Annotated in this window: 24 protein-coding genes; 9 read left to right on the top strand and 15 right to left on the bottom strand. The window is 43.9% G+C overall.

Annotated elements, in window-relative coordinates; genetic code table 11:
• Positions 1 to 53: 53 nt before the first annotated feature.
• On the bottom strand, positions 54 to 1,511 hold the full coding sequence (sufB, locus tag ACOGW3_RS03375; RefSeq protein WP_419901662.1) for a Fe-S cluster assembly protein SufB: 1,458 nt from the start codon (positions 1,509 to 1,511) through the stop codon (positions 54 to 56).
• A 38-nt stretch (positions 1,512 to 1,549) separates the two neighbouring features.
• Positions 1,550 to 2,011, bottom strand: a complete 462-nt coding sequence (locus ACOGW3_RS03370; RefSeq protein WP_419901661.1) for an SUF system Fe-S cluster assembly regulator — start codon at positions 2,009 to 2,011, stop codon at positions 1,550 to 1,552.
• 380 nt (positions 2,012 to 2,391) lie between these two features.
• On the opposite strand from ACOGW3_RS03370, the gene upp reads away from it, so the two are divergent.
• Positions 2,392 to 3,024 carry a uracil phosphoribosyltransferase gene (upp, locus tag ACOGW3_RS03365; protein WP_419901660.1) on the top strand — a complete coding sequence of 211 codons (633 nt, stop codon included), beginning with the start codon at positions 2,392 to 2,394 and terminating at the stop codon, positions 3,022 to 3,024.
• A gap of 63 nt (positions 3,025 to 3,087) precedes the next feature.
• On the opposite strand, the gene ACOGW3_RS03360 is transcribed toward upp, so the two are convergent.
• The 3 genes from ACOGW3_RS03360 to ACOGW3_RS03350 all read right to left on the bottom strand — a co-directional run bounded on the left by ACOGW3_RS03360 (position 3,088) and on the right by ACOGW3_RS03350 (position 5,510).
• Entirely contained in the window at positions 3,088 to 3,837 is a 750-nt protein-coding gene (locus ACOGW3_RS03360) for a substrate-binding periplasmic protein (protein ID WP_419901659.1), read from the bottom strand.
• An 83-nt stretch (positions 3,838 to 3,920) separates the two neighbouring features.
• Entirely contained in the window at positions 3,921 to 4,247 is a 327-nt protein-coding gene (locus tag ACOGW3_RS03355) for a GNAT family N-acetyltransferase (RefSeq protein ID WP_419901658.1), read from the bottom strand.
• Positions 4,248 to 4,277: 30 nt separating this feature from the next.
• Complete coding sequence (locus tag ACOGW3_RS03350; protein ID WP_419901648.1) at positions 4,278 to 5,510, bottom strand: ISL3 family transposase; 1,233 nt, start codon at positions 5,508 to 5,510, stop codon at positions 4,278 to 4,280.
• Between ACOGW3_RS03350 and ACOGW3_RS03345 the strand changes: the two genes are divergently transcribed.
• Positions 5,497 to 5,679 carry a hypothetical protein gene (locus tag ACOGW3_RS03345; RefSeq protein ID WP_419901657.1) on the top strand — a complete coding sequence of 61 codons (183 nt, stop codon included), beginning with the start codon at positions 5,497 to 5,499 and terminating at the stop codon, positions 5,677 to 5,679. The two genes, ACOGW3_RS03350 and ACOGW3_RS03345, sit on opposite strands and share 14 nt — an antisense overlap.
• A gap of 113 nt (positions 5,680 to 5,792) precedes the next feature.
• On the opposite strand, the gene ACOGW3_RS03340 is transcribed toward ACOGW3_RS03345, so the two are convergent.
• Complete coding sequence (locus ACOGW3_RS03340; protein ID WP_419901656.1) at positions 5,793 to 6,974, bottom strand: MFS transporter; 1,182 nt, start codon at positions 6,972 to 6,974, stop codon at positions 5,793 to 5,795.
• Positions 6,975 to 7,210: 236 nt separating this feature from the next.
• Complete coding sequence (locus ACOGW3_RS03335; RefSeq protein ID WP_419901655.1) at positions 7,211 to 8,701, bottom strand: DEAD/DEAH box helicase; 1,491 nt, start codon at positions 8,699 to 8,701, stop codon at positions 7,211 to 7,213.
• Between the two features lie 248 nt (positions 8,702 to 8,949).
• Here ACOGW3_RS03335 and ACOGW3_RS03330 point away from each other — a divergent pair, with 248 nt between their 5' ends.
• Together ACOGW3_RS03330 and ACOGW3_RS03325 are read left to right on the top strand one after the other, a co-directional pair.
• Positions 8,950 to 9,501 (top strand): hydrolase, encoded by a 552-nt coding sequence (locus ACOGW3_RS03330; protein ID WP_419901654.1) that lies wholly within the window; start codon positions 8,950 to 8,952, stop codon positions 9,499 to 9,501.
• Positions 9,502 to 9,505: 4 nt separating this feature from the next.
• Positions 9,506 to 10,213 (top strand): alpha/beta fold hydrolase, encoded by a 708-nt coding sequence (locus ACOGW3_RS03325; protein ID WP_419901653.1) that lies wholly within the window; start codon positions 9,506 to 9,508, stop codon positions 10,211 to 10,213.
• Between the two features lie 7 nt (positions 10,214 to 10,220).
• Here the strand turns inward: ACOGW3_RS03325 and ACOGW3_RS03320 are convergent, their stop codons facing one another.
• The 4 genes from ACOGW3_RS03320 to ACOGW3_RS03305 all read right to left on the bottom strand — a co-directional run bounded on the left by ACOGW3_RS03320 (position 10,221) and on the right by ACOGW3_RS03305 (position 16,098).
• Positions 10,221 to 10,823 (bottom strand): class GN sortase, encoded by a 603-nt coding sequence (locus ACOGW3_RS03320; RefSeq protein ID WP_419901652.1) that lies wholly within the window; start codon positions 10,821 to 10,823, stop codon positions 10,221 to 10,223.
• A complete protein-coding gene (locus tag ACOGW3_RS03315) occupies positions 10,823 to 13,135 on the bottom strand; it encodes a marine proteobacterial sortase target protein (protein ID WP_419901651.1) in 2,313 nt (770 codons plus the stop codon). The genes ACOGW3_RS03320 and ACOGW3_RS03315 overlap by 1 nt, the downstream gene beginning before the upstream one ends.
• Before the next feature lie 228 nt (positions 13,136 to 13,363).
• Positions 13,364 to 15,355, bottom strand: a complete 1,992-nt coding sequence (gene parE, locus ACOGW3_RS03310) for a DNA topoisomerase IV subunit B (protein WP_419901650.1) — start codon at positions 15,353 to 15,355, stop codon at positions 13,364 to 13,366.
• Between the two features lie 560 nt (positions 15,356 to 15,915).
• Positions 15,916 to 16,098 (bottom strand): hypothetical protein, encoded by a 183-nt coding sequence (locus ACOGW3_RS03305; protein ID WP_419901649.1) that lies wholly within the window; start codon positions 16,096 to 16,098, stop codon positions 15,916 to 15,918.
• On the opposite strand from ACOGW3_RS03305, the gene ACOGW3_RS03300 reads away from it, so the two are divergent.
• Both ACOGW3_RS03300 and ACOGW3_RS03295 read left to right on the top strand, forming a co-directional pair.
• The gene (locus ACOGW3_RS03300; RefSeq protein WP_419901648.1) at positions 16,085 to 17,317 is read left to right on the top strand and encodes an ISL3 family transposase; all 1,233 of its coding nucleotides are present in this window, start codon (positions 16,085 to 16,087) and stop codon (positions 17,315 to 17,317) included. The two genes, ACOGW3_RS03305 and ACOGW3_RS03300, sit on opposite strands and share 14 nt — an antisense overlap.
• 511 nt (positions 17,318 to 17,828) lie before the next feature.
• Positions 17,829 to 17,993: a hypothetical protein gene (locus ACOGW3_RS03295; RefSeq protein WP_380253717.1), complete on the top strand. Its 165-nt coding sequence runs from the start codon at positions 17,829 to 17,831 to the stop codon at positions 17,991 to 17,993.
• Between the two features lie 112 nt (positions 17,994 to 18,105).
• Here the strand turns inward: ACOGW3_RS03295 and ACOGW3_RS03290 are convergent, their stop codons facing one another.
• Positions 18,106 to 18,276: a hypothetical protein gene (locus tag ACOGW3_RS03290; protein WP_419901647.1), complete on the bottom strand. Its 171-nt coding sequence runs from the start codon at positions 18,274 to 18,276 to the stop codon at positions 18,106 to 18,108.
• Positions 18,277 to 18,787: 511 nt separating this feature from the next.
• Here ACOGW3_RS03290 and ACOGW3_RS03285 point away from each other — a divergent pair.
• Together ACOGW3_RS03285 and ACOGW3_RS03280 are read left to right on the top strand one after the other, a co-directional pair.
• Complete coding sequence (locus ACOGW3_RS03285; RefSeq protein WP_419901646.1) at positions 18,788 to 19,264, top strand: FecR family protein; 477 nt, start codon at positions 18,788 to 18,790, stop codon at positions 19,262 to 19,264.
• A 30-nt stretch (positions 19,265 to 19,294) separates the two neighbouring features.
• Positions 19,295 to 19,903 (top strand): OmpA family protein, encoded by a 609-nt coding sequence (locus ACOGW3_RS03280; RefSeq protein ID WP_419901645.1) that lies wholly within the window; start codon positions 19,295 to 19,297, stop codon positions 19,901 to 19,903.
• 27 nt (positions 19,904 to 19,930) lie between these two features.
• On the opposite strand, the gene ACOGW3_RS03275 is transcribed toward ACOGW3_RS03280, so the two are convergent.
• Complete coding sequence (locus ACOGW3_RS03275; RefSeq protein WP_419901644.1) at positions 19,931 to 22,024, bottom strand: CHASE2 domain-containing protein; 2,094 nt, start codon at positions 22,022 to 22,024, stop codon at positions 19,931 to 19,933.
• 217 nt (positions 22,025 to 22,241) lie between these two features.
• Between ACOGW3_RS03275 and ACOGW3_RS03270 the strand changes: the two genes are divergently transcribed.
• A complete protein-coding gene (locus ACOGW3_RS03270; RefSeq protein ID WP_419901643.1) occupies positions 22,242 to 22,868 on the top strand; it encodes a response regulator transcription factor in 627 nt (208 codons plus the stop codon).
• A gap of 292 nt (positions 22,869 to 23,160) precedes the next feature.
• Here ACOGW3_RS03270 and glnA read toward each other — a convergent pair whose 3' ends face one another.
• Both glnA and ACOGW3_RS03260 read right to left on the bottom strand, forming a co-directional pair.
• The gene (glnA, locus tag ACOGW3_RS03265; protein WP_419901642.1) at positions 23,161 to 24,570 is read right to left on the bottom strand and encodes a type I glutamate--ammonia ligase; all 1,410 of its coding nucleotides are present in this window, start codon (positions 24,568 to 24,570) and stop codon (positions 23,161 to 23,163) included.
• Positions 24,571 to 24,627: 57 nt separating this feature from the next.
• On the bottom strand, positions 24,628 to 24,966 hold the full coding sequence (locus ACOGW3_RS03260) for a P-II family nitrogen regulator (protein ID WP_419901641.1): 339 nt from the start codon (positions 24,964 to 24,966) through the stop codon (positions 24,628 to 24,630).
• Positions 24,967 to 25,101 lie beyond the last annotated feature (135 nt).

Genomic DNA, 25,101 nt, shown 5'->3' with positions numbered 1-25,101 from the left:
TATATTCTCATGATTTCAGTTTTAACCGCCCTATGAGGCGTGATGGCGCACCTTTATCCGACGCTGCCTTCCAAACTGATTTTCACCAACTGTTGTGCTTCAACAGCAAATTCCATTGGAAGCTCCTGCAATACTTCACGGCAGAAGCCATTGACGACTAGACCAACGGCATCTTCTTCTGAGATACCACGCTGGCGACAATAGAAAAGTTGATCTTCACTGATCTTGGATGTCGTAGCTTCGTGTTCAAGGCGGGCTGAGCGGTTTTTGCTCTCAATGTAAGGCACCGTATGTGCGCCACAGGTTTGCCCGACGAGAAGAGAGTCACACTGAGTGAAGTTTCTCGCGCCGTCTGCCTTAGCCGCAACACGGACCAAGCCGCGATAAGTATTTTGTGACTTACCCGCCGAAATCCCTTTGGAGATAATGCGTGACGTCGTGTTCTTACCAAGGTGGATCATCTTGGTGCCGGTATCTGCTTGTTGGCGACCATTGGTAATTGCAACAGAGTAGAACTCTCCAACGGAGTTATCGCCTTGTAAAATGCAGCTTGGATATTTCCAGGTAATGGCTGAGCCAGTTTCGACCTGGGTCCAACTGATCTTGGAGTTTTTGCCCTTACAGATCCCGCGTTTGGTCACAAAGTTAAAGATACCACCTTTGCCATCTTCGTCTCCAGGATACCAATTCTGTACAGTGGAATACTTAATCTCTGCGTCATCCATGGTAATGAGTTCAACAACAGCAGCATGCAACTGGTTTTCATCGCGTTGAGGAGCCGTACACCCCTCAAGATAGCTGACGTAAGATCCTTCATCCGCAACAATCAGGGTGCGTTCAAATTGGCCAGTATTTAACTCATTAATACGGAAATACGTCGATAGCTCCATTGGGCAACGAACGCCTTTGGGGATATAAACAAAAGATCCATCTGTGAACACAGCTGAATTTAAGCAAGCGTGTTTGTTATCACCTTGGGGAACCACCGAGCCCATATACTTTTTAACAAGCTCAGGGTATTCTTGGATAGCTTCTGATATCGGGCAGAAAATGACTCCAACATCCAGTAATTGTTTACGAAACGTTGTTGCAACAGATACAGAATCAAATACGTAATCAACTGCAACGCCCGCGAGAACTTCCTGTTCTTTGATCGGAATACCAAGTTTTTCGTAAGTACGCAGAAGTTCTGGGTCTACTTCATCAAGGCTTTGTGGACGATCTTCCATACTCTTTGGTGAAGAGTAGTAGTAAGATTCTTGATAATCGATCTCTGGAAGATCCAGTTTTCCCCATTTGGGTTCAGGCATTGTCAGCCAAAGGCGATATGCCTTAAGGCGCCATTCCAACATCCATTCCGGTTCGTTCTTTTTAGCCGAGATAAAACGTACAGTATCTTCACTTAGGCCTTTCGGGGCTTTTTCAGTTTCGATATCTGTGACAAATCCATATTTGTATTTGTCCATCTCAAGGTTTTGGACTTGTTCAACTGTTTCTTGGGTTGCAGCCATTTTTGTACTCTCCTACCGGACTTATTTTTTGTAAAACATCAGTTGAGCTTGGCTGAGCTCACGTCCGATTTTTGTTTATCTACTATAAAATTATTTTCAAAATCAATCATATCGGCGAGGGTCACCGTCTTTAAGGCATTCGCCACTACTTGATTCACTCTGTTCCAGTTGCCCCGCATGGGGCACATGGTTTCTACCGAGCAATTATCAACGGCTCCCTCAACACAGGCAGTTAAGGCAATCGGGCCCTCAATTGATTGAATGATATCAGCGACTGTGATTTCTTTTGCGTCCTGATGACTAAGGTAGCCGCCCCCAGCACCGCGCAAAGAAGTAATTAGTCCTTGTCTGGAGAGTAGCCCTAAAATTTTGGCAACAGTCGGTAAAGGCAGCCCAGTTTCTTCTGCTAACTGGGGGGCCGTTACAATGCGTTCGTGCTGCAGGGACATCTGTCCAAGCACAACAACGGCATAATCTGTTAATCGCGTAAGGCGGAACATAGCTTTTCTCCATACCAGACCATTTTAGTCCGATTTTTTAAATAGCTCAAATAAACAAAATTGCAACCTCTTTTTAGTAGTTTTTTTTGCTTATTGTTTGTTTTGAAAATGTCATGATTTCGAGAGATTATTGGAAAATATAATGATGACAAACCCTTAGTGAAAGCCAATTATTATTGTCGCGACCAATTGTCACCTTTTAAATGCATCTTTAGAGGGAAGTATTATTTATGCTTTTAGGCTTTGGTGTTTATAAAAAATTTACTTGCTGATAAAAATATTAGCGGTTCAAGGCTGGCGGGGCTCGACAGATTGGATGCGAAGGGGTAAATAAAAAGGATAATTATTCAAAAGAAACACCATAGATAAAGGGTATTCCCATGACCGCTAATGTGACCGTTGTTGATCATCCGCTTGTTCAGGTCAAGCTTACCCAAATGCGTTCAAAGGATACAACGACGCCGGATTTTAGACGTTTGTTGAAAGAAATCTCTTTGTTGTTGGCATATGAGGTTACCAGAGACCTCGTATTGACCGAAAGGGAAGTTGAAACACCTGTAGAGCGCGCTATGTGCCCTGTTTTACGTGATTTGGAACCTTGCTTCATTTCGATACTTCGTGCCGGCAATGGTATTCTTGATGGTATGATGGACTTACTTCCGTCTGCGCGCGTGGGACATGTTGGTCTGTATCGTGATCCCGATACTCTTGAAGCGGTTGAATACTATTACAAGGTTCCAACGGATATGGGGGATCGTGAGGTAATTGTGGTTGATCCTATGTTGGCAACGGGCCATACAGCAGTATTTGCGATTGATCGCCTGAAAAAAGATGGGGCAAAAAACATCAAATTCCTCTGCCTGCTTGCGGCACCTGAAGGTCTTGAAGAGTTTCGAAAAGGACATCCGGATGTGCCTGTCTTTACAGCATCAGTTGATCAAAAACTGAACGATCATGGTTATATCGTTCCGGGTCTTGGTGACGCGGGTGACCGTATTTACGGAACTAAGTAAATACAGAATTTCTGCATAATTTCCAAAAGGCTCTGATTTTCAGAGCCTTTTTTGTGGGTATAATTATTGATAGTTTGCCCATATTTTATCATAGGTTCCATTGTACCTAATGGTACGTAATCCCCGATTGAGCTCACCCAATATTTCGTCAATGTCAGTTGGCTTGTTCGAGAAGCAGAAGTAATAGGGGTGGCTTACCAATTCTCTGTAATTAATGTGACCGCCTTTTCCACTGTGAGCTAAGGTGTACAAAAATATATCACGGTAACTGTAAACGGCATCGACCCGTTTGTTTTGGAGCATGAGAAGTAACTCTTCATCACCACTGGATTCATGGACTTTTATTCCTGCTTCTTCCAGTTCTTTGTGTACGGTGTAGCCTCGGACCGTAGCTAGGGAGAGACCTTGGAGATCATTAACGGAATTAAATTCGCCAAGCTCTACACCATCCGCAAGAAACACACCCTGACTGTGTTGGCCTACGATATCAGAGTATTTAAAGAGTTTTTCTCTGTCGGGATGGTAGGAGCAACCACACAAACCATCAGCCTTTCCTGATTCAACAAGCTTGACCGCCCGTTTCCATGGGTAAAAAGCGTATTCAACCTGTCTTCCTGATAATGCAAAAATTTCAAGCATGATATCAATGTCAATACCTTTGCGACCTTTTTGCGGATCTTCAATTTTAAAAGGAGGAAAGGGGCTACACGCCATTTTGACGGGTCTTATGGGAGTATCTGCAAAACTGATTTTAAGTAAAAGAAGGGAGGCGACAATTGTGAAAAGGTAAACAATTCTTTGTGTTTTCAACACACTAACTCCGGTACTTATTTGTACGAATTAATATCTATATAGTAGATCAGCATACTATAGTATTCAACGGAGTAATGATTTTTTTATAGTTTCTTACCCATATAGGGGCCCTTGTGGGTAAAGCCTTCGCGTTCATAAAATTTTATCGTAGCGGGGGAGATATTTATAGGTGGAGCGTTTAATGTTAAGGAGCTCCAACCAATTTCTCTTGCGTAATCTTCTGCCGCTTTTAAGAGTACCTTACCTATACCTTTGGATCGATATGCAGGTGCTACATAAAATTCCATAATTTCTGCAAATGGAGACTTTGAAAAGAGTGCATCTGTTTCATGGAGAGTGAGAAGACCTATAACATTAGCCAAATTATCCTGTGCAAGATATGTATGAAAGCCTTGGTCTTCTTTGATCATTTTGGCACTTCTCCGCTTTGTTGAGTAGATTTAGGATTTCAAATAGAGCATAGATTGATTATCTGGAATGGATGATTGTCTAATTTTGAGTTTGAAGTATTCGGTATCCTTGATGCCTCTGGCTCGCTTACGGATCATTCCTATACTGACATTACCAGCCTCTATCCTGGCGCTTGTGAGCTTGTGTTTGGCGTAGTTGCAGATGCCCACACAATGTTTCCGTAGGGATTTCGCGAACTTTTTTAGATAGAGCATCTGTGACTGATCTGCTATCAGGCACCAACGTTCCAGTTGCTCCGCCATCGCCTCAAATGAAGCGGCACTCCACAGCAGCTGAAGCTGTTCTTTCAAGACGTAAAGTGCATTCAGGTTGCTATTGCTCTCCAGCAACCTTTGCAGCTTGTCACTTTGTTTTTCACTCAACTTATCCGCATTTTTGAGCAACAGATAATGTGTCCCTTTCATCAACTCTTTACCACTTGGATCGGCCTTTCTGAACTCAAGTCGACGCTGATTATGGATAGCTTTGCTGTAGTTTTTCATGACGTGGAAACGGTCAAATACTATGTCGGCCAACGGCAAGGACTCTCTGACAGCCTTTTGGTAGGCAGGCCCCATATCCATCGCTACGGCCTTTATTTTGCAGGCTGTATCTGGTTGCAGTTGTTTCAAAAACCTTGAAAAAACCTCGGCAGTTCGGCCTGCTTCAACCCAGATCAGATGACCGCCAACCATATCGTAGACCACCGTCATGTAGTCATGACCTTTCGCCCGGGCAACTTCATCTACACCAATATATTCCAAGCCAGTTAGCTCTGCAGGATCAAGCGTAGGGAGAGTTTCAATAAGGTATGCCCTGTCGATATTCTTGACCGTTTCCCATCGTATATCCAAATGTCTGGAAACCGCTTGAATAGACATATGCCGACATAATCCACTGATCAGTCGGCAAAATCGGTGAGTGAAACGGCACCCTTTATCAACAAAATCACACCCCTCAATGCGGCGTTCGCCCTTGTTAATATAAACCTGCGCCATCTCAATCTCGACCACACAAGGATACCCAAAAAGGGGGATGTCGTTTACTTGTCGGCGGACATGCTGGTTGATGCTTCCCTTCTGGCCTGTAGCAGGGTCTATAGCCCTCCTACGCGCGTCTCGGCTGCAGTGAATGACAATCTTAACACCGCCGTCATCCAGTTTAATTTCATTTACACGTTGCCCTTTGAGGCCTAAAATATGCTGCGAGATGTTGATTGTCATATACCTGCTCTATGTAAAGTTATCAGAAACCATACATATCAACAGGTTACTTGGCGGTCGGCATCTTTTTCTACTCAACAAAGCGGAGAAGAGCCATCAGTTTGGTGAATTTTTCTTTGATATCAGCTCGTTCGGGTATAGCCGATCCCATTCCAAGCTCGGTGAGTAGAGCATAAACACACTCACTGATAGCCTCTGCATCCGATGAATTCGCTTTATAGATATTAACCTTTGTCACTCTTTTCACCCTGGCTTTTAATTATTGAAAATCGGGCTTTCCTGTTAAGGGAGTTCCTGGTGGGTGTATTCCTCTGCGGGAGGGGCTTTGCTTGGGGGGATAAACTTGCTCAACGTAAGAATGATCAAACCGCCAGTTCCCGCAAGCAGGGCCATGCCTAAAAATGCGTAAGAAGGATCTATATCGTAAAGGCGTCCCGAGATTAATATGGCCACCCCCATCATCAGACCATTGGCGATACTGGAATATATGCTTTGAGCCGAAGCTGCGACATTTTTGGGGGCGTGTCGGGATATGAAAGACATTGACCCCAGATGGGTAGCCCCAAAAGTAAGGGCATGGAGAATTTGGATGCCAATAATGACGACCATAGAATCATCAAACCCAAGAGCTCCCCATCTGATTATACCGGCAACAGACCCAATAAGAATAAGGTGAAGAGATCTTGCGCTTTTAAAAAGTTTGTTGCTGAAAGCGAACAAGATGACTTCTGCAATAACGCCAAATGCCCAAATGAAACCAATCAAGGTCTTACTGTAACCCAATGATATCATGTAGAGAGAACCAAAGGCATAATAAGCAGCGTGACTGCCGATTATCATTCCTGCGCCTAAGATAAATATCAGAAACGATGGTTTTTTTAGAAATATCCTAGGATTACCGGGTGTTTTATCTTGTTCGGTAGGGAGACTGGGAAGGAAAAAACTGAAAAGAGCGACCGTTAGTAAAGCGCAAAGAATAAGCCATAGGGTCCAATCAATCCCCATAAGGTCCAGAACGTAGCCTACACCAAAACTTGTGGCGATAAATGACAGTGATCCCCACAGCCTTATACGCCCATAATTGAGGTCGTATAGTCTAACAGCTTTTAGGGTTTGACTATCGCCAAGGGGGATAAGGGAGAGAAAGCAGCAAGAGGCGCCTGCCTGTAGAAACAAGAAAGAATAAAAACTACTGGAAAAGTAAAAGCATAAAAAGAAGGAAGAGGATACCAGGGCTGTTAGGAAAAGTACGGTTCTGCTACGCCCGCTTTTTTCCGAAAGATAGGCAATTAAGGGGGATATAAACACCATAAGAAAGGGGGGGAGTGATAGTATCCAGCCAATTTCAGATTTGGACAATCCTTTGGTTTCAAGCCAAACAGGCCAAAAGACTAGAATAACCCCCATCGTCATGAAAACGAATATATAAAATAGTGAATAGGGAATACCCAGTCGATTATTCAAATCTCTGTCTCTTCAAAGGCGATATGTGTAAGGGGTGGACGCCCACTAAAATCGGTCGTCCTAAAAGTTGGTGTGCAAATTGTAAATTGCGTATGAAGATAAACTATCACTCTTTGAGGGAGTGACAATAGTTAGTTGTATCTTTTGTTCACGAAATAATTCGTATGGACTAAAAAAGGCGGCTACAAGAGCCGCCTTTTAAATACTAATCATATGAACAAAATTAGCTACGTTATTTAAGCAACCTTGGCTTCACGTAAAATGAAAGCTGGTGTGTGGTCACCAAAAGAACTCGTCGGATTACTTGGTTCAGAAGAAGGTTCTCTTTCGCCAATTACAGCTGTCGGTTTTGTTTTACGGCGAGGAGTGCGAGTAGTTTTTCTTTCTGCCCGCTTTTCATCCTGCCTCGGAGCCGAAGAAGTTACCGCTTCAACAGCCGATGTGTCAGCTGTTGTTTCGTCAGGTACAGTTTCAACTTTTTTCCGACGCCCTCTTGGCTTGGCTTCTTTTGCTTCCGGTTTGGCTGAGCTACTGGATTTAGTCGGGCGTCTGCGACGGCGTCCTTTAAGGGATGCAGCTTCTTCGTCCGACCAGCTTTCAAAGCCTTCTAGTGATACGACTGGAACATTTGTATGGATAGTACTCAACACATTTTTAAGTGCTTTGTAATCCTCAATAGTCGCGATGGTAAAAGCTTTCCCATCGCGTCCAGCTCGTCCAGTACGACCAATACGATGTACATAGTCTTCGGGATTGATTGGAACGTCAAAATTGAAAACATGAGATACGGCTGGGATATCTAGTCCGCGTGCAGCAACATCAGAACAGCAAAGCAGTTTAACTTTGCCTTCTTTGAATTCATTAAGAGTTTCCATGCGGGAAGACTGGGCCATATCACCATGCAATGCAGCGGCGGAATAGCCATGCACATTTAGTGATTTGTTAAGAATATCCACATCTTTTTTACGATTGCAGAAAAGAATTGCAGACTGAATTTCGCCTTCACCAGCCATAATCTGACGCAAGGCTTCGCGCTTTTCTTTGGCGCCACCATCGATTTTAATGATCGTTTGCTGAACATTTTCTGCGGTAGAAGCCGGCTTGGATACTGAGATTTCTTTTGGATTACTCAAAAACTTATCAGAAAGTTTTTTGATCTCAGGTGCCATCGTTGCAGAAAAGAACAATGTCTGACGTAAAGGCGGCAACAAGGAGACGATCTTCTCAACGTCAGGTATGAACCCCATGTCAAGCATCCGGTCTGCTTCATCGATCACCAGAAGCTTGGTGTCAATGAGCATGATCTTACCGCGTTCAAACAAGTCCAAAAGGCGACCAGGCGTAGCGATAAGTACATCTACGCCGCGCTCAAGTAACTTTGTTTGCTCAGCAAAGGAAGTTCCTCCAATAAGGAGAGCCTTACTTAGTTTGCTATACTTGCCGTAGTTTTCGAAGTTTTCCGAAATCTGGTGTGCAAGTTCCCGCGTTGGTGTCAAAATCAAAGAGCGAGGCATTCTAGCGCGTGCTCGACCCGTGGACAGCATTTCGATCATAGGAAGCGTGAACGAAGCAGTCTTGCCTGTCCCTGTTTGGGCTACGCCCATAACATCACGACCCATTAATACGTAGGGGATTGCTTGTTCCTGAATAGGCGTAGGTGTCGTATACCCGACTTCCTCGACGGCCTGCAGGAGCTTTGGATTTAATCCAAGATCAGAGAAGCTCATGTATTCCTTAGTGCGTTTGAGCGATAGTCATAAAAAGCAGCAATACACTGAAATCAGCGCGTGCCTTCCTGAAGTGACGTGCGCATAATACGGAATGCTTTGAAAAAGTCAATTTTTACTACGTTTTATGGTGAAAAAATGTATAGGTTCATTTTGTATGTTAAAAATTTCATTGTTTTTTACTCTTCTTAAGCAAAGCCAACATGCTTAAATAATTATCATTCTTTGTTTTAAATTGGATTACTGAAATGTTGATGGATGCTGAGAACTCGGTTGTTGTGGTCATAGATGTACAGGAAAGATTAGCGCCAGCAATTCACAATCTTGACAAGGTCCTTGATGCCAATGGTTTGGTTCTGAAAACTGCTCGTGAGTTATCAATACCGGTCCTGGTGACAGAGCAATATCCAAAGGGATTAGGTCATACTCTTGAGATTTTTAAAGGGCTTTATAGCTCAGATAACGTGTTTGAAAAGCTCTCCTTTAGTTCTGTCGGATGTGCTCCCTTTATGGAGGCTTTGAAAGCTTCTGGGCGCAGGCAGGTAATTGTTACAGGTACAGAAACACATGTATGCGTCATGCAGACAGTCCTACAGCTTCTTGATGAGCGTTATGATGTTTTTGTTGTTTCAGATGCAGTTGGATCCCGGACAGAAGAAAATAAACGACTTGGACTTGAGCGAATGATCCGTTCAGGAGCAGAAGTTGTGTCTAGCGAGATGGTTATGTTTGAGATGTTGAAAAAGGCGGGGACACCTGAGTTTAAGGCCCTATCTAACTTATTGAAGGTAGCTAAGTAAATTTATGTCTGAAAAAGAACGCTTGGTGTTAATGCCAGGCTTATTGTGTAACGAGCGCCTTTGGGCTCCCCAAATCTCGTTCTTCAAAGATAATTATGTGTGCGAAGTTCCCGATCTCACCCAGGAAGACAGCATTGAAAAGCTGGCGCTTTCAGTATTGAAGAGTGTGAGAGGTAAGTTCAACCTTGTTGGTTTATCCATGGGGGGATACGTTTCACTTGAAATTATGCGAATTGCCCCGGAAAGGGTGAAACGTCTGGCACTGGTTGATACGAAAGCACGTGCGGATAGCCCAGAACAAAAAAGAAAAAGAAGGGGGCTACTTGCCCTTGCCGGGCGCGGAAAGTTCAAAGGGGTTACGCCTCATCTTATGCCGTTGCTTATTCACCCTGATCGTATGAACGATACGGTGCTTACCGGGGAAATTTATAAAATGGCAGAGGAGGTTGGTCAGGCAGCTTTTGTAAAGCAGCAGACGGCGATATTGGATCGGGAAAGCCATCTAGACATACTGGCTAATATAAATTGCCCGGTACAAATCATTTGTGGTCGCCAAGATCTGATTACACCGCTCGACTGCTCTGAGGAAATTCATACAGAGCTTTCAGGAGCAGAACTCCTTGTTGTTGAAAACTGTGGGCACCTGTCAAATGTCGAAGAGCCTGAGATTGTGAATAAGGCGTTAGGGAAATGGCTTGAGAGGCCTGCGTAAATAACCCCTATTCGATAAGTATGCCCTCGACAATATATCTTAAGGGACCAGGGGTTTTTGCTTCAAATGGCCAACAAGTTACCAGAGCTACCCGTTTATCATTCAGGTTAGTAATAATCCCGGATTGATCCCAGGGTGCGATACGCAAATTATCTACCTGATATCTGTGTATGGTCCCTTTTCTGTCAGTAATCTCAACCGCATCCCCCTTGATTGCATCTTTTAAAAAAGCAAAATGGGTGTCTCTGTGTGCTGCATAAATGGCGGTGCCAATTTGGCCGGGTTCAGCCGTATTGTGGAGGTGGCCAGGAGCAAAAGCGAGGGCCTCACCGCTGCTCCCATCCAGAGCGATTATGCGTCCGTCACCTCGTCCTGGGATTTCGATTGCTGCTACGGGGAAAGTATCTGCCCAGGACCAGGCTTTCGTTGTTTGACCTGTGTCGATGGTTTCCTGCCAAGCATTTTCCAGTAAAACCTGAGCAAGGCTTGCTTTCGCTTTAATATATAATCCCTGGCCGATGAGAAGTGTGCCAATTATTGGGAGGATAATAAGGAGGAGCTTGAGGGCTCCTCCAGCATATTTATTTTCAATAGTTTTCAAGGAAAACATCAGGCTTCTCTATTCGTAGCCAGCTTATACTTTCGTGCGATAAAGAGTAGTAAGATAGAGAGCAGGAGTAGGATCATTCCAGCGAAGATCTTGAGATCCGCTGTGGTAGCCGTGGATGGTAGTGGGACAGATTTTGTACTCGTAACATTCGTAGCTACTTGCGTTGGTTTTACAGAAATTAAACTATTGGCTTGGTTAAGGGATGCATCCTGGTGCGATTTTGTAGGTTCACTATATCCTTCTCCGAACACTTTATTGAAATCCCAGCCATGGGGGAGGTTGAGAGGAAGTTCCTGGCTTCCCAGTTTTTTTCCTTGTGGACGAGAAGGTGTTACATCAACAGCAACGAGGCTGGTTAACCTGCTTATAAGATGGAAATCGAGGGCTGTTTTTGTGATCGATTTATCCAGTGAGCTCCAGTCGTCATTTAGAAAGTATTGTCCTTCATATTCCGCAATTCTTCTTCTTGCCCATAGTTTATCAATACCACTACCCTCTGCGGCTTTGTCCAATGGCAGTTTTATCGTCCAGGGTTGGTTATTGAAGCGGCCCGAAATTTCAAGTGAACCACTGAAATGATCAGATCTCGCCGTAAGGACAATAGGCTCTCCGCTATAAAGATCGGGCAATGATGATGGGCTGGTTTCCACATGCCGTGTATCCGTCCATTTCGTGATTAAATTCTTCATCACTGGGTTTTCGAGTTTGTGGAACAGCTCATTCATGCGCTCTTTTACTTGCTGTTCTGAACCAATATGAGTGAAAGTCCCTTGTCCGAATTCTGATGCGCGGTTCATAAAGTGGCTGTTAGGCGCAGAGCCGATACCTACGGTGAAGATACGTGAGCGTCCGCGTTGTTTTACGATGGTATCAAACATCTCCTGTTCGTTACCTATGGCGCCATCTGTTAGGAAGATTATCTGCCGTAAAAATTGAGTGTCATTGGGGGTGTTATCATTAAGAGCTGCTTTTAGGGCCGGAAGCATTTCTGTTCCTCCATCCGCCTCCAGAGAAGAAACAAACTTTTCCGCTGTACTTATGTTTTCCTGATTGGCTGCGACTGCAGACAAAAACAAGATCTCGTGGGTGTCATCAAAGCGAACGATGTTAAATCGATCTTTATTTGTCAGCTTATCCAACGCGAATAACAAGCTGTCTTTTGCTTGTCTCATCGATGGTCCAGACATTGATCCTGAATTATCTATTACAAAGATTACTTCTCTGGGGCTTGCTTGAAAGTTATTTTCTTGCAGGTTTTCTAAATTAGGGGGTGTTACAAACACGAGAACAAATTCGCCTTTGCTTGTTTTCTCCTTAAAGAGGGCAACTCTGGGTTCTAAGTTCTTTTTTGCATTCCACGTTATTTCAAAATCCCGATCGGCAGGAACGATTTCGTCCGCAAGGGAGACCGTAACTTGATTTTTAGAATCATAGTCCACGGTAACGTTATGATTTGGGCTTTTTATTTTGCCAATTGGAAAGCCTGCGGAAAGTTTCATTGTTAAAGAAACGGGATTTGTTTTGGCTGATTTTGCAGGGTCAAGCACTGGCGGCGTGATCTTGTCTCTATCAGGGACTGGATCGTTTACAATTCCCCAGCCGTTACTTTCTGAGGCTTCATTGTCATCGAAAGTAACTGTTTCGATGACACGTGGCTTGGGGCTATAACGTGGGGCGACCACCATTGGATAACGAAGAGAAAACAGGCCGTTCGATTGTTTTACGCTTTCCTGGTATTCAATTTGTACAACAATGATTTCACCAGGCCCAATGTTAGCGACAGAGTTTGTAAACATATTGGGCCTAAGTTGCTCTACCAGACTTGCTTTCTTTCCCTCTCGTTTAGCTTTTTCATATATTTTTTTGGCTTCGTCCTTAGGTTTGATGATGCCTTCAATAAAACGGTCACCTATTTGCATCTTAAGAGTATCAACCGCAGAGTTTTCAGGTAAGGGAAAGACGTAAGTGCCCTCTACCCAACCATCAGAGGGATTTCTAAAGCGTTGAGTGACTTTCGTTCTTGCGATTGGGCCGCTGACATCGATTTCAACATTTGTGGCAAGTTGAAGGGCCTCTACCATTTTTCCGACTTCAGTCGATTTTAAAAGCAATGAGCCTCGTTTTATATCGTTTGGAGTTACGAGGGAGGGATTTTCTGCTTGTAATGAAAGAATTGAGTTCGTTGTGATTTCCGCTTGCGATGTCGATATTGCCAGCATCGATAGAGCAGCCAGAAACGAGGTAAAAATACCTTTAGAATTGTTACGGAGATGTTTCTGTGTTTCTGAAACGTTGTTTGATTTGGTTAACATGCCACGGCCCTGCCATCTGTCGAAGTCGGTTGAAGAAATACATGCTGTCTGTTCTTCTTATGGCGTGCTTTTGTGCCAAAACAGAGGTTGTTTGTGACTGAAAAGAGGCAACTTTAGGGTGAAGTTTGACTTTAAGTCCTGGTATAAAAAAAGCATCGGCTGATCAAAATGTCAGCCGATGCTTAATAAGATTTCTTTGAGATTTAGAGCCTAGTATGTCCTTTGGCGCTAAATATCGATATCAGAAACGAACTGGGCATTCTCCTGGATAAAATTAAACCGTAACTCCGGTTTTTTACCCATTAAGCAGTTTACCCGGTCCGCAGCATCTCTTTGGCTTTCAGCGGGATCAAATTCGTCATCATTATGGATACTAACTCTTAGCAAAGTTCTCTTTGTCGGATCCATGGTGGTTTCTTTAAGTTGGCGCGGAGGCATTTCTCCAAGGCCTTTGAAGCGGCTCACCTCGATTTTGGCCCGTCCAGTTAGCTCTTTTTTCTCTAGTTCTTCTCTATGTTCATCATCCATTGCGTAGACTGTTTTACTGCCTTGGGTGAGGCGGTATAGAGGAGGTTGGGCGAGGTAAAGGTGTCCGCTTTCAATCAGGCCAGGCATTTCCTGGTAAAAGAATGTCATGAGAAGGGAGGCGATATGCGCGCCATCTACGTCCGCATCCGTCATTATGATGATGCGTTCGTATCGTAGTTTTTCCTTGTCAAAATGACCTTTGGTACCACAGCCAAGAGCAAGAGAGATATCTGCAATCTCCTGATTTGCTTTAATTTTATCCGGGGTTGCAGAGGCGACGTTTAAGATTTTACCCCGAAGAGGTAGAATTGCCTGGGTTTTTCTATCGCGCGCTTGTTTGGCAGACCCTCCAGCAGAATCTCCCTCCACAAGGAAGATTTCTGTGTCGAGAGATTTATTATTGCTGCAATCAGATAGCTTCCCTGGAAGCCTTACCTTACGGGTTGCTGTTTTCCTACTGGTTTCACGGTCAAGGCGACGTCGTAACCGGTCATCAGAACGTTCAATAATTCGCTCTAGTAGAAGTCGTGAGCTTTCTGGATTACTGGATAACCATAGATCAAAGTGATCTTTAATTGTTGCTTCCGTTAACTTCGCTGCAAGTGGCGTAGCCAGTCGGTCTTTCGTTTGTCCCTGGAATTGCGGGTCACGAATAAAGGCCGAGAGTACCGCTATACTTCCATTTAAAAGATCGTCACCGGTGATTTGGGCTGCTTTTTTGACGCCTGTGAGTTCGCCATAAGCTTTTAGACCACGTAGTAATCCGGTCCGCATCCCACTTTCGTGGCTGCCGCCATCAGGGGTCGGAATGGTATTACAATAAGAATTTACAAAACCTTGTTCGTCTCTTGGCCAGCATATCGCCCATTCAAGACGCCCTTGTTGGTCTGAGAATTCTGCTTCGCCAGCAAAAGACTCAGCTGTAAGGGCCGGGCGTTCACCGAGCTGCAGAGAAATGAAATCTTTGAGCCCATTTGGGAAGTGAATAGTTTCGCTTGGAGGGATTTTGGTTCCCTCAACAAGCGAAGGATCACAAGTCCACCTGATTTGCACACCTTTAAACAGGTATGCTTTTGATCTCGTCATTTTATACAGAAGAGCCGGCCGAAAATGACTATCTGCTTCGAAAATTTCCGCATCCGGGTGGAATGTAATTGTTGTCCCCCGTCGGTTATTCGTTTTCCCGATTTGCTCAAGCTTGGTCTGGGGGTGACCTTTACTGTATTCTTGCTTGTATAGTTTTCGATCTCGCGCAACTTCCACTGTCATTATATCAGACAGGGCGTTGACGACTGATACGCCTACACCATGCAGACCACCCGATGTCGCATAGGCATCTTGTGTGAATTTCGCACCTGAGTGAAGCGTCGTAAGAATGACTTCAAGAGCCGATTTGTCAGTATATTTTGGATGTGGATCTACGGGAATACCACGACCATTGTCTCGAATCGTAATATGGTTATCTAACCCTAGGTCGATGTCGATGCGGGTGGCGTGGCCAGCTACCGCTTCATCCATCGCATTATCTAGAACTTCGGCGACCAAGTGGTGCATGGCGCGTTCATCATTACCTCCAATATACATTCCTGGACGGTGCCGGACAGGCTCGAGGCCTTCCAGAACTTGAATATCCTTAGCGGAATAATCTTCGGAGGTTTCACTTACTGAGGAGGTTTGAAATAGATCTGACATGACCGCATTATGGGTTGCGGGTAAGGGGAAGGCAAGATCCAGTTGAGTTGAAAATCACGGTTTGTTCCACAAATGCGTGATAAAGAGAAGTTAATCAAAAAAGAAGTTAAATGAGTGATTTCATAAATAGAATGTGAATTCGCGTTAAAATTGATAGCTCCAGTTTTGAAACATAAGAGACGGATTGGCAGAGTGATGCCATCCCAATATGAGTTCTGTGTAAATTATCACCAACTTGTGAGTAAACCTCACTCTTTTCTCCTGTTATAGGATTAAGCATCGTCTGAAGTTTGGTTAGCTGTTCTTATTTTTTATTATTTTTGGCAAATTGAGATTGTTATGTTTAGATTTTGTTTGATTGCCTTTTCGGTTTTCTTTTTCCCGCTAACCTCCATGGCTGGTGAAGCGGATGTTGTGCTGGTAGAGGCGGTAAAAGAGAATAAAGGCCTGTGGCGGTTCAATGTAACCGTGCGACACGATGACACAGGCTGGGATCACTATGCCAACAGGTGGGAAATCGTCTCTGAAAGCGGAAAAATAATCGCAACCAGAGTGCTACATCATCCCCACGAAAACGAGCAACCCTTTACAAGGTCTTTATCTGGTGTGGAAATTCCGATTGGTACAAAGAAAGGGCTCTTCTCCGCTTTGTTGAGTAGAAAAAGATGCCGACCGCCAAGTAACCTGTTGATATGTATGGTTTCTGATAACTTTACATAGAGCAGGTATATGACAATCAACATCTCGCAGCATATTTTAGGCCTCAAAGGGCAACGTGTAAATGAAATTAAACTGGATGACGGCGGTGTTAAGATTGTCATTCACTGCAGCCGAGACGCGCGTAGGAGGGCTATAGACCCTGCTACAGGCCAGAAGGGAAGCATCAACCAGCATGTCCGCCGACAAGTAAACGACATCCCCCTTTTTGGGTATCCTTGTGTGGTCGAGATTGAGATGGCGCAGGTTTATATTAACAAGGGCGAACGCCGCATTGAGGGGTGTGATTTTGTTGATAAAGGGTGCCGTTTCACTCACCGATTTTGCCGACTGATCAGTGGATTATGTCGGCATATGTCTATTCAAGCGGTTTCCAGACATTTGGATATACGATGGGAAACGGTCAAGAATATCGACAGGGCATACCTTATTGAAACTCTCCCTACGCTTGATCCTGCAGAGCTAACTGGCTTGGAATATATTGGTGTAGATGAAGTTGCCCGGGCGAAAGGTCATGACTACATGACGGTGGTCTACGATATGGTTGGCGGTCATCTGATCTGGGTTGAAGCAGGCCGAACTGCCGAGGTTTTTTCAAGGTTTTTGAAACAACTGCAACCAGATACAGCCTGCAAAATAAAGGCCGTAGCGATGGATATGGGGCCTGCCTACCAAAAGGCTGTCAGAGAGTCCTTGCCGTTGGCCGACATAGTATTTGACCGTTTCCACGTCATGAAAAACTACAGCAAAGCTATCCATAATCAGCGTCGACTTGAGTTCAGAAAGGCCGATCCAAGTGGTAAAGAGTTGATGAAAGGGACACATTATCTGTTGCTCAAAAATGCGGATAAGTTGAGTGAAAAACAAAGTGACAAGCTGCAAAGGTTGCTGGAGAGCAATAGCAACCTGAATGCACTTTACGTCTTGAAAGAACAGCTTCAGCTGCTGTGGAGTGCCGCTTCATTTGAGGCGATGGCGGAGCAACTGGAACGTTGGTGCCTGATAGCAGATCAGTCACAGATGCTCTATCTAAAAAAGTTCGCGAAATCCCTACGGAAACATTGTGTGGGCATCTGCAACTACGCCAAACACAAGCTCACAAGCGCCAGGATAGAGGCTGGTAATGTCAGTATAGGAATGATCCGTAAGCGAGCCAGAGGCATCAAGGATACCGAATACTTCAAACTCAAAATTAGACAATCATCCATTCCAGATAATCAATCTATGCTCTATTTGAAATCCTAAATCTACTCAACAAAGCGGAGAAGTGCCAAAGAAAGTTATAGTTAGAGCTCATGATAGCGTTGATGGGTATGGGGGAATGACGCAAATTGTATCGTTTCATTGATATATTATAAAAAAACGACTGAAAAATACGTTGACATGTCAGATTTTACACGACGGCTGTTGATTTTTTTTCTCAACTACACTATTTAGTATGTGTGCATTGCACAAAGCGCCTTGGGTGTGTCTCCATTCCGTTCCTAGCTACCGTCGTCTCTGCGTAGCAAATTGTCGGAATCGCCACGATCTCAAAGCATAAATTTATGTTATACTGTATGAGAATCGAACTCTAGTTCTTATGGAGCTGTAGCATATGACTTCCCTAAAAAGGGGTGTGTCGGGTTGTGATGGCTCTTGACGAGCCTTGGAGACAGTTTCTTCCATTATCGTCTGTGGAAGAGGTTAGAAAACTATCTATTGCCTAGGACTACGGTTCGTAAGGTGTAAGATGCCGGATCCTACGGAGGGATGAATGAGCGATCAGTCCAATACTAAGCCGGTTTCAGACCGGATATATGAAAAGAAAAAACGTAACTGTCTAAAGTGCCGCGAAAAATTTGTCAGCGAATGGCCTGGCGAACGTATTTGTAAGACTTGCAAATCTTCTACCGCTTGGCGTGAAGGTATTGCTGCCTAAGTCTTAAAAACGGTTTATAGGCACACAACAAAGGCGCGGATCTTCTATGACCGCGCCTTTGTTGTGTCTGATGTACGATGTCTCGATTTTGATCGTTTATGAATGCACAGGCTTATACGATGATATCTACACGGCTCCCGCGGCCATCAGTGGCAGGAGGTAGTAATTTCTTTGTTGTATTTAGAGCGGATGACGTTTGTTTAATTGGTTGAACTTCTAAAATAGTATCAGTCGCAGCTTTGAAACCGGCCCCTCTGTTTGGTGGAGGCTCAGGTGTAATCATTGTACCCGTCCTCGAGTAAAGTGGGGGGATATACATGAAAGTCCTGCGAGTGATTCGTAAAAACAATTTAAATTTTAGTTAAAATACCATTTAAATTTTTATTTGTCTTTAGTGAAGTTTGAACTTTTTACCGTAATGGTTGTTTTTGTGTGATTTTTGGTGCAGAAATTTAAATTAAATATATCCACAATTTATAAAGTAAGGTGGGAGGATATATTCGTTAATTGCTTGGGATTTTTTTTGTTTTCAAGATTCAAAAGTATAAAATCGATCGAATATACCTTGGGAATGTAGAGTTTGTGAAATGTAATCTACAGTTTATGTAAATTACATATCTTGTCTTAAGGAAGTTCTCTGGTATGCCCACTTATTATTATTATATTGTCCAAATTTGAATTATTAGTATATTTATTACGTGAAAATTTTTATATCTACTATTGCGTTGCATATCTCGTAGCATGAAAATACTTCACTTTTGTAACCGCCCTTCAAACACTAAGGTTGTGAATTAATGTTTTTGTTTCGCAAAATATTATCAATTTTTGCATTGTTTTTGTTGTCCTCAATTCCTTTAGTTTCAGGGACAGTTGCCTTTGCAGATGAAAAGCCGATTATAGCTTATGTAAAGGTGTTGAACGGAGCTTGTATTGCAATTAATGGTAAGGTTGAGCGGTCTTTGAAACTTGGAGATCCTCTCTTTAAAGATGATATTTTGAAGACTAAGGATCAGTCTTCAATGGGCGTTTCTTTTCGGGACAATACTCTGATTTCATTAGGCAGTAATTCCCAGCTTAAACTCGAAAATTTCGCTTTCGATCCTGACAACAACAAATTGGCATTTGCAGTAGAACTGGTTCAGGGAACCCTTTTGTATATTTCGGGACTGATCTCAAAATTGACTAAGGACCCTGATGAAGATCTTAGAATTACCACACCGGCAGGAACTGTAACGGTCCGTGGAACACGCCTTTTTATCAATGCTGAGTAATTCTGAGTATATGTGAGAGAAGTTATAAAAATGAACTTAAAGAAGATATTTAAATTATCGTTTCCCTTGCTCCTGTTGGCCTTGGCTGCTTGTTCCGCCCCTAGGGGTAATTATGTGATCTTGCTCGCAGAAGACGATGGATCTGTTGGTGAGATTGGTGTTGCAAATGAATTAGGGTCTCAAACGATATCCTCTGTAAATACTGTTGTTGAGACACCTCAGAACAAGGCTCCCAAAAAACCACGTGAATTATCTGAAGATGTGGTTGCGAAACTTGTTGCTGAAACCGAGGGAGCGCAACCGCCGCAACCGCTATCATTCTTTTTCTTCTTTGGTTTTGATAGCGATGAGCTAACGAATGATTCCGTTGTGGTTTTTGAGGCAGTCCTTGCCGAGATAAAAACGCGAGAGACGGTGGATATTAGTTTGATTGGCCACACGGATTCTACGGGTTCTGTAGAATACAATAGGGCTCTGGGTTTACGTCGTGCTGACAGATTGCGTGATTTACTGGTTGATAGTGGCGTAAAGTCTTCTGCAATAGATATTAAGTCGCTTGGTGAAGATGATCTTTTATCTAAGGATGAGACGGGGGATGATAAGGCCCTTAATCGTCGCGTCGTAATGGTGCTTCGCTAAATTTGCAGTGTTCGGATGCTTGATATGTTAAGTATCATTTGGGGGGAGCGTAAATAAAAATATTGCGCCCCCTTTTTCATTTTCTTCTACCCAAAGCGTTCCGCCAAGGGCTTCTAGTATAGATCTGCAGATCGCCAGCCCTAACCCCATGCCCTGTACCTTGCTGGTATAAAAGGGTTTAAAGAGGGTTTCTTTTTCTTGATTACTCAGGCCTGGTCCGGAATCACTGATGGAAACCTCTATCATGCCTGAGCTGTTTTGAATTGTCGTAATTTCAATCTCTCCACCCGCAGATTTGCTATCTTGTTCTGCGTGGGTGATAGCCTGCACTGCATTTCTAATTAAGTTTAAAAGAACTTGGTGAATTTGTATCTCGTTACCTTGGGCTTGGGGGAGATTCTGGTCACAATAAAGGGTGATTTGAACTTTTTCTGCGTCACCAGTATCTTTTATCAATTCGACTTCTTCGCGGATGATCCGGTTTACATCGAGGGGCTTTGTCGATGTTTTTCCTGTCTCGGCACCTTCTCTGATGCTTTTTAATATGTCGCTGCCTCTGTCAGCCTGGGTGAGGATTTTACCTAACACAGACTTCAGCGTTTCCTGATCAGTTATGTCTTTTTCCAGGAGCCTTCTGGCTGCATTTGTGTAATTGCAGATAGCTGCCATGGGTTGGTTCATTTCATGGGCAATAGATGACGAGAGTTTTTGCACAGAACTTTTGCCAATAGTATGCATAAGTTCGTTTTGCAGTTTGCGAATTCGGGTTTCTTTTTCTCTCTCTCGTTTAGCGGCTTCTTGTGCGTCCAACCTCCTTTGTTTTTGTTCAGTTATAAAGCCAGCTGAAGTGGCGAGAAGAAAGAGAGTAAGTGTCAAAGCGAGAGGTAGCGTGGGATCAATCAGTACTTTTTTAAATATGAAGCTACCCCAGGAAATCAAAATAATTGACCAGCAAAGAACGGCAAAAGCGACTGTTAACTCAAGCGCCGCATAATTATTGGCAATCCATATGAGGACTAAACCGATTAGTATGAAAAAGCCGAGCTCTATGGTCGTTGATACATTGGTGTGTGATAGCAAGGTGCCTGACATAATACTATCCAAGGCCTGGGCGTGTAATGCAAGTCCAGATAGATTCTGGCCCAGTGGAGAGGGGGTGTAATCCGCGATCCCGATGGCTGTGACGCCTAAAAGTACAATTCTATCTTGAAAAAAGTTTGCGGGAATTTTCCCGGATAAAACCTCTTCTGCAGAGATGGTTGTTCTGGTTGGCTGATTAGAGAAATATATCCAGGCATTCCCTGCGGTATCGGTTTTTAATTCTTGGTCACTCACCTTTATTTCTATAATTTCTGATGAGTTGTATAGTATTTCTGTAGGATTGTTTTTTCCTGCCGTTCTTAATATTTCTGTCTCAAAGGCTGGGATGATTGTGCCGCCTATATTGTAGATAAGTGGGATTTTACGAATAATTCCATCCGGATCTGAGGCTATATTTGATATGCCCTGAGCTCTTGCTGCGTTCTCCAACGGGGCGATGTTTCGCAATACGCGGGAGTATTGAGGGATGGAGTTTCTTATGTCTTCGCCAATCATGACGATGTTATGAGGAGAGGGGCCGGGAAGACTGTTTTGTGTTCCAAATCCAGCGGCAATACCAAGGACCACGGGTTTATTGTTTATGCTTAAGGCTAACATGGTGTCATTGGATGGCAGTGATGCCAGAAGATTCTTAACGTCGTTTGGGAGATCGTGGTGTTGTTTGGCGACAAGGTCGGGCGATGTCCTGTCGGGTTCCGGGAAAAGTATATCTATTCCGAGGGCTTTTGGGGATTGGGATAGTATCTTTTCTGTCAATTCTGAGAGTAGATTTCTGGGCCAAGGCCATTGTCCCCTCGTCTTTAAGCTATTCTCGTCTATTTCTACGAGAATGATCTGTTCGGAGGTAATTTCACGGGGACTTATTTTTTGATAGCTGTCAAAAGTATTGTACCGTATTTCTTTAACCGCCCAGGGGTCGTTTATGCGGAGTATAATTACGCCCAACACAATGATGATCATCAGGCGGTTTAGCGTGAAGAGCCGGGGTAAAAGAGAGTACATTTTTTTCAAAGACTTCATCTAAAATTTATTACCTTTTATGTGCCTCTAATAAGGTGAAAACAGGCCTGTATTTTTATAAGCTCATGGTAGAGATTTAAAACTTAACCTTGTTAGGGCTCTTCAAGTTCTGGATAATAGTTTAAGTCAGGTCAAAGCGATAGGTTTCATCGTAGAATTTATCGGAAGTCAAATTCCTTTATTCTTTGGGTGATATGGAAAGGTAGAGAGTTTTTAGATGTATGTTTACATTATTGACGATGATGATGCAGTGCGTGAATCTACACAATTACTGCTAGAATCTACTGACTTAAGTGAAATAATTAAAACCTTTCCATCTGGGGACGATTTTTTCTCTGCTGATTTGCTTGGGACAACGGGGTGTGTGCTTCTGGATATCAGAATGCCAGGCATGAACGGCGTTGATGTCCTTAAAAAAATTAAGGCAGAAAAGAGCAATCTAACCGTTGTCATGATTTCTGGGCATGGCGATATCCCTAAGGCAGTAGAGACAATGAAAGAAGGGGCTTATAGTTTTATTGAAAAGCCTTTTTCCGACATTGACATTATTAACGTTGTTACCGAGGCTTTAAGTGTAAGTCAGACCAGTCATGAGCAAGCGGAACTCCGTCAGAAAGCCGAAGCCACGATCTCCAAACTTACCCCTCGCGAAAAAGAAGTCTTGGACAAGCTTGTTGAGGGCTTGTTGAACAAGGTAATCGCCTATGAGTTGGGTATCAGTACCAGAACCGTTGAGGTTCACAGAGCTCGTATAATGGAAAAACTTGAAGTAAAGAGCCTTCCGGAAATGGTGCGATTGTATTTCTTGGCAGGAACCGGAGATGCAACCTTAGCTCCTGTTTAGTATTTAAGCGTGGCTTAATATCTTACCTGGCATAGGTGCTAGATATGTTCCATGGCGAGGGGGTTTTGCTTCGGGGGTATGATGAAGCAAACATGCGCCTTAAACATATCTAGCCTTTTCAGGATAGAGATTGTTTCGCTTCAAGATAGTGCGACTTTTACGTAGGTAAGATTACCTAAGGATTGAAATTCTACACAAAAATAAAAGCCCCCAGAAGACTGGGGGCTTTTATCATTTGAAGTTCCGACCCTGTTAGCAGGGACGCATCAGGCCGGTTGCTTCGAGAATAGCATTAGGCGCTGTAATACATGTCGAACTCGACAGGGTGTGGCGCCATTTCAAAACGAAGTACTTCTTCACGTTTCAGGGCAATGTAAGCATCGATCTGGTCTTTAGAGAAGACGTCGCCGGCTGTTAGGAACTCGTGATCTGCTTCCAATGCTTCCAGAGCTTCACGTAGAGAGCCGCAAACAGTTGGAATGTCTTTAAGTTCTTCGGCAGGAAGATCGTATAGATCTTTGTCCATTGCTTCGCCTGGGTGGATCTTGTTGCGAATACCGTCAAGGCCAGCCATTAGAAGGGCGGAAAAAGAGAGATATGGGTTTGCAACTGGATCCGGGAAGCGAACTTCTACTCGTTTTGCTTTCGGATTGGAGCCGTGAGGAATACGACAGGATGCAGAGCGGTTACGTGCAGAATAAGCAAGAAGAACCGGCGCTTCAAAACCAGGAACCAAACGTTTGTAGCTGTTAGTTGATGGGTTTGTGAAAGCGTTCAGTGCTTTTGCGTGTTTGATAACGCCACCAATGTAGTAAAGGCATGATTCTGACAGGCCGGCATAGTTTTCACCAGCGAAAGTCGGGATGCCTTCTTTCCAGATCGACATGTGGCAGTGCATACCAGAGCCGTTATCACCAGCGATTGGTTTAGGCATAAAGGTTGCTGTCTTGCCGTAAGAGTGTGCAACGTTGTGAACTACATATTTGTAGATCTGGAGTTCATCAGCAGCTTTAACCAGGGTGTTGAATTTAACACCAAGTTCGTGCTGGGATGGTGCAACTTCATGGTGGTGCTTTTCAGCTTCTACGCCCATTGCTTTAAGGACAGTAGTCATTTCAGCGCGAATATCAATGCCTGTATCAACAGGGCCTACTGGTACGTAGCCGCCTTTAACGCCTGGACGGTGGCCAGAGTTTCCGCCATCAATTTCAGCGCGTGACATGTGTGGTGATTCTTCATCGTCGAGCTGGAAGAATGTGCTGTGGCTGTTTGTGTCAAACTGAACGTTATCAAAAAGAAAGAACTCAGCCTCGGGGCCAAAGTATACAGTGTCACCAATGCCTGTTGACTGAAGGTAAGCTTCGGCACGTTCGGCTGTTGCGCGTGGATCGCGGTTATAAAGCTGGCCAGAATCTGGTTCGTAAACAGTACAATTCAGGATGAGCTGGGATTGAGCTGAGAAGGGATCCATAACAGCGGAAGTCAGATCTGGTTTGATAACCATGTCTGATTCGTTGATTGCTCTCCATCCTTCGATTGAGGAGCCGTCAAACAAGATACCGTCTTCCAGCTCATCTTCGCCAACAGCAGAAGCACACATGGTCATGTGGTGCCATTTGCCACGGGGATCTGTGAAGCGGTAATCAACAAATTCGACTTCGTTTTCCTTGATGAGATCAAGAACGCTCTGCACGTCAGACATAAGCTCTTTCCTTTAAGCTATTTGGTACTCTTTATAGGAGTATTATTGGTAGATAAATTAGATAGCGTCGCTGCCGCGCTCGCCTGTTCTGATACGGATAACTTCTTCAATTTGACTCACAAAGATTTTGCCATCACCAATGCGCCCAGTTTGAGCGGCTTGTTGTATGGCCTCTGTTGCTCGTTCAGCAAGTTCGTCTTCTAGGACGATTTCAACTTTAACCTTAGGCAGGAAGTCTACGACATACTCAGCACCACGGTAGAGTTCCGTGTGGCCTTTTTGGCGACCAAATCCTTTGGCTTCAGTAACAGTGATACCTTTGATACCAACTTCATGAAGGGCTTCCTTCACTTCGTCGAGTTTAAAGGGCTTGATGATCGCTTCGATCTTTTTCATTTGTCCGAATGCTCCGGTATCAGTAAGGGGCGGCTCTTTCGTCCATATTATTTTTACCTAATATTGCATGATGTGTGCCAACTATGGATGGGCAGTTTTCGGACCTTTTTGGGGGATAAATTTCGCGGGTGATTA

Origin of the sequence: Kiloniella sp., from assembly GCF_965205715.1 — a bacterium.
Taxonomy (GTDB): Bacteria; Pseudomonadota; Alphaproteobacteria; order Kiloniellales; family Kiloniellaceae; genus Kiloniella.
Note: the sequence above shows the minus strand (reverse complement) of the source record. Positions and strands in the feature narration are given on the sequence as shown.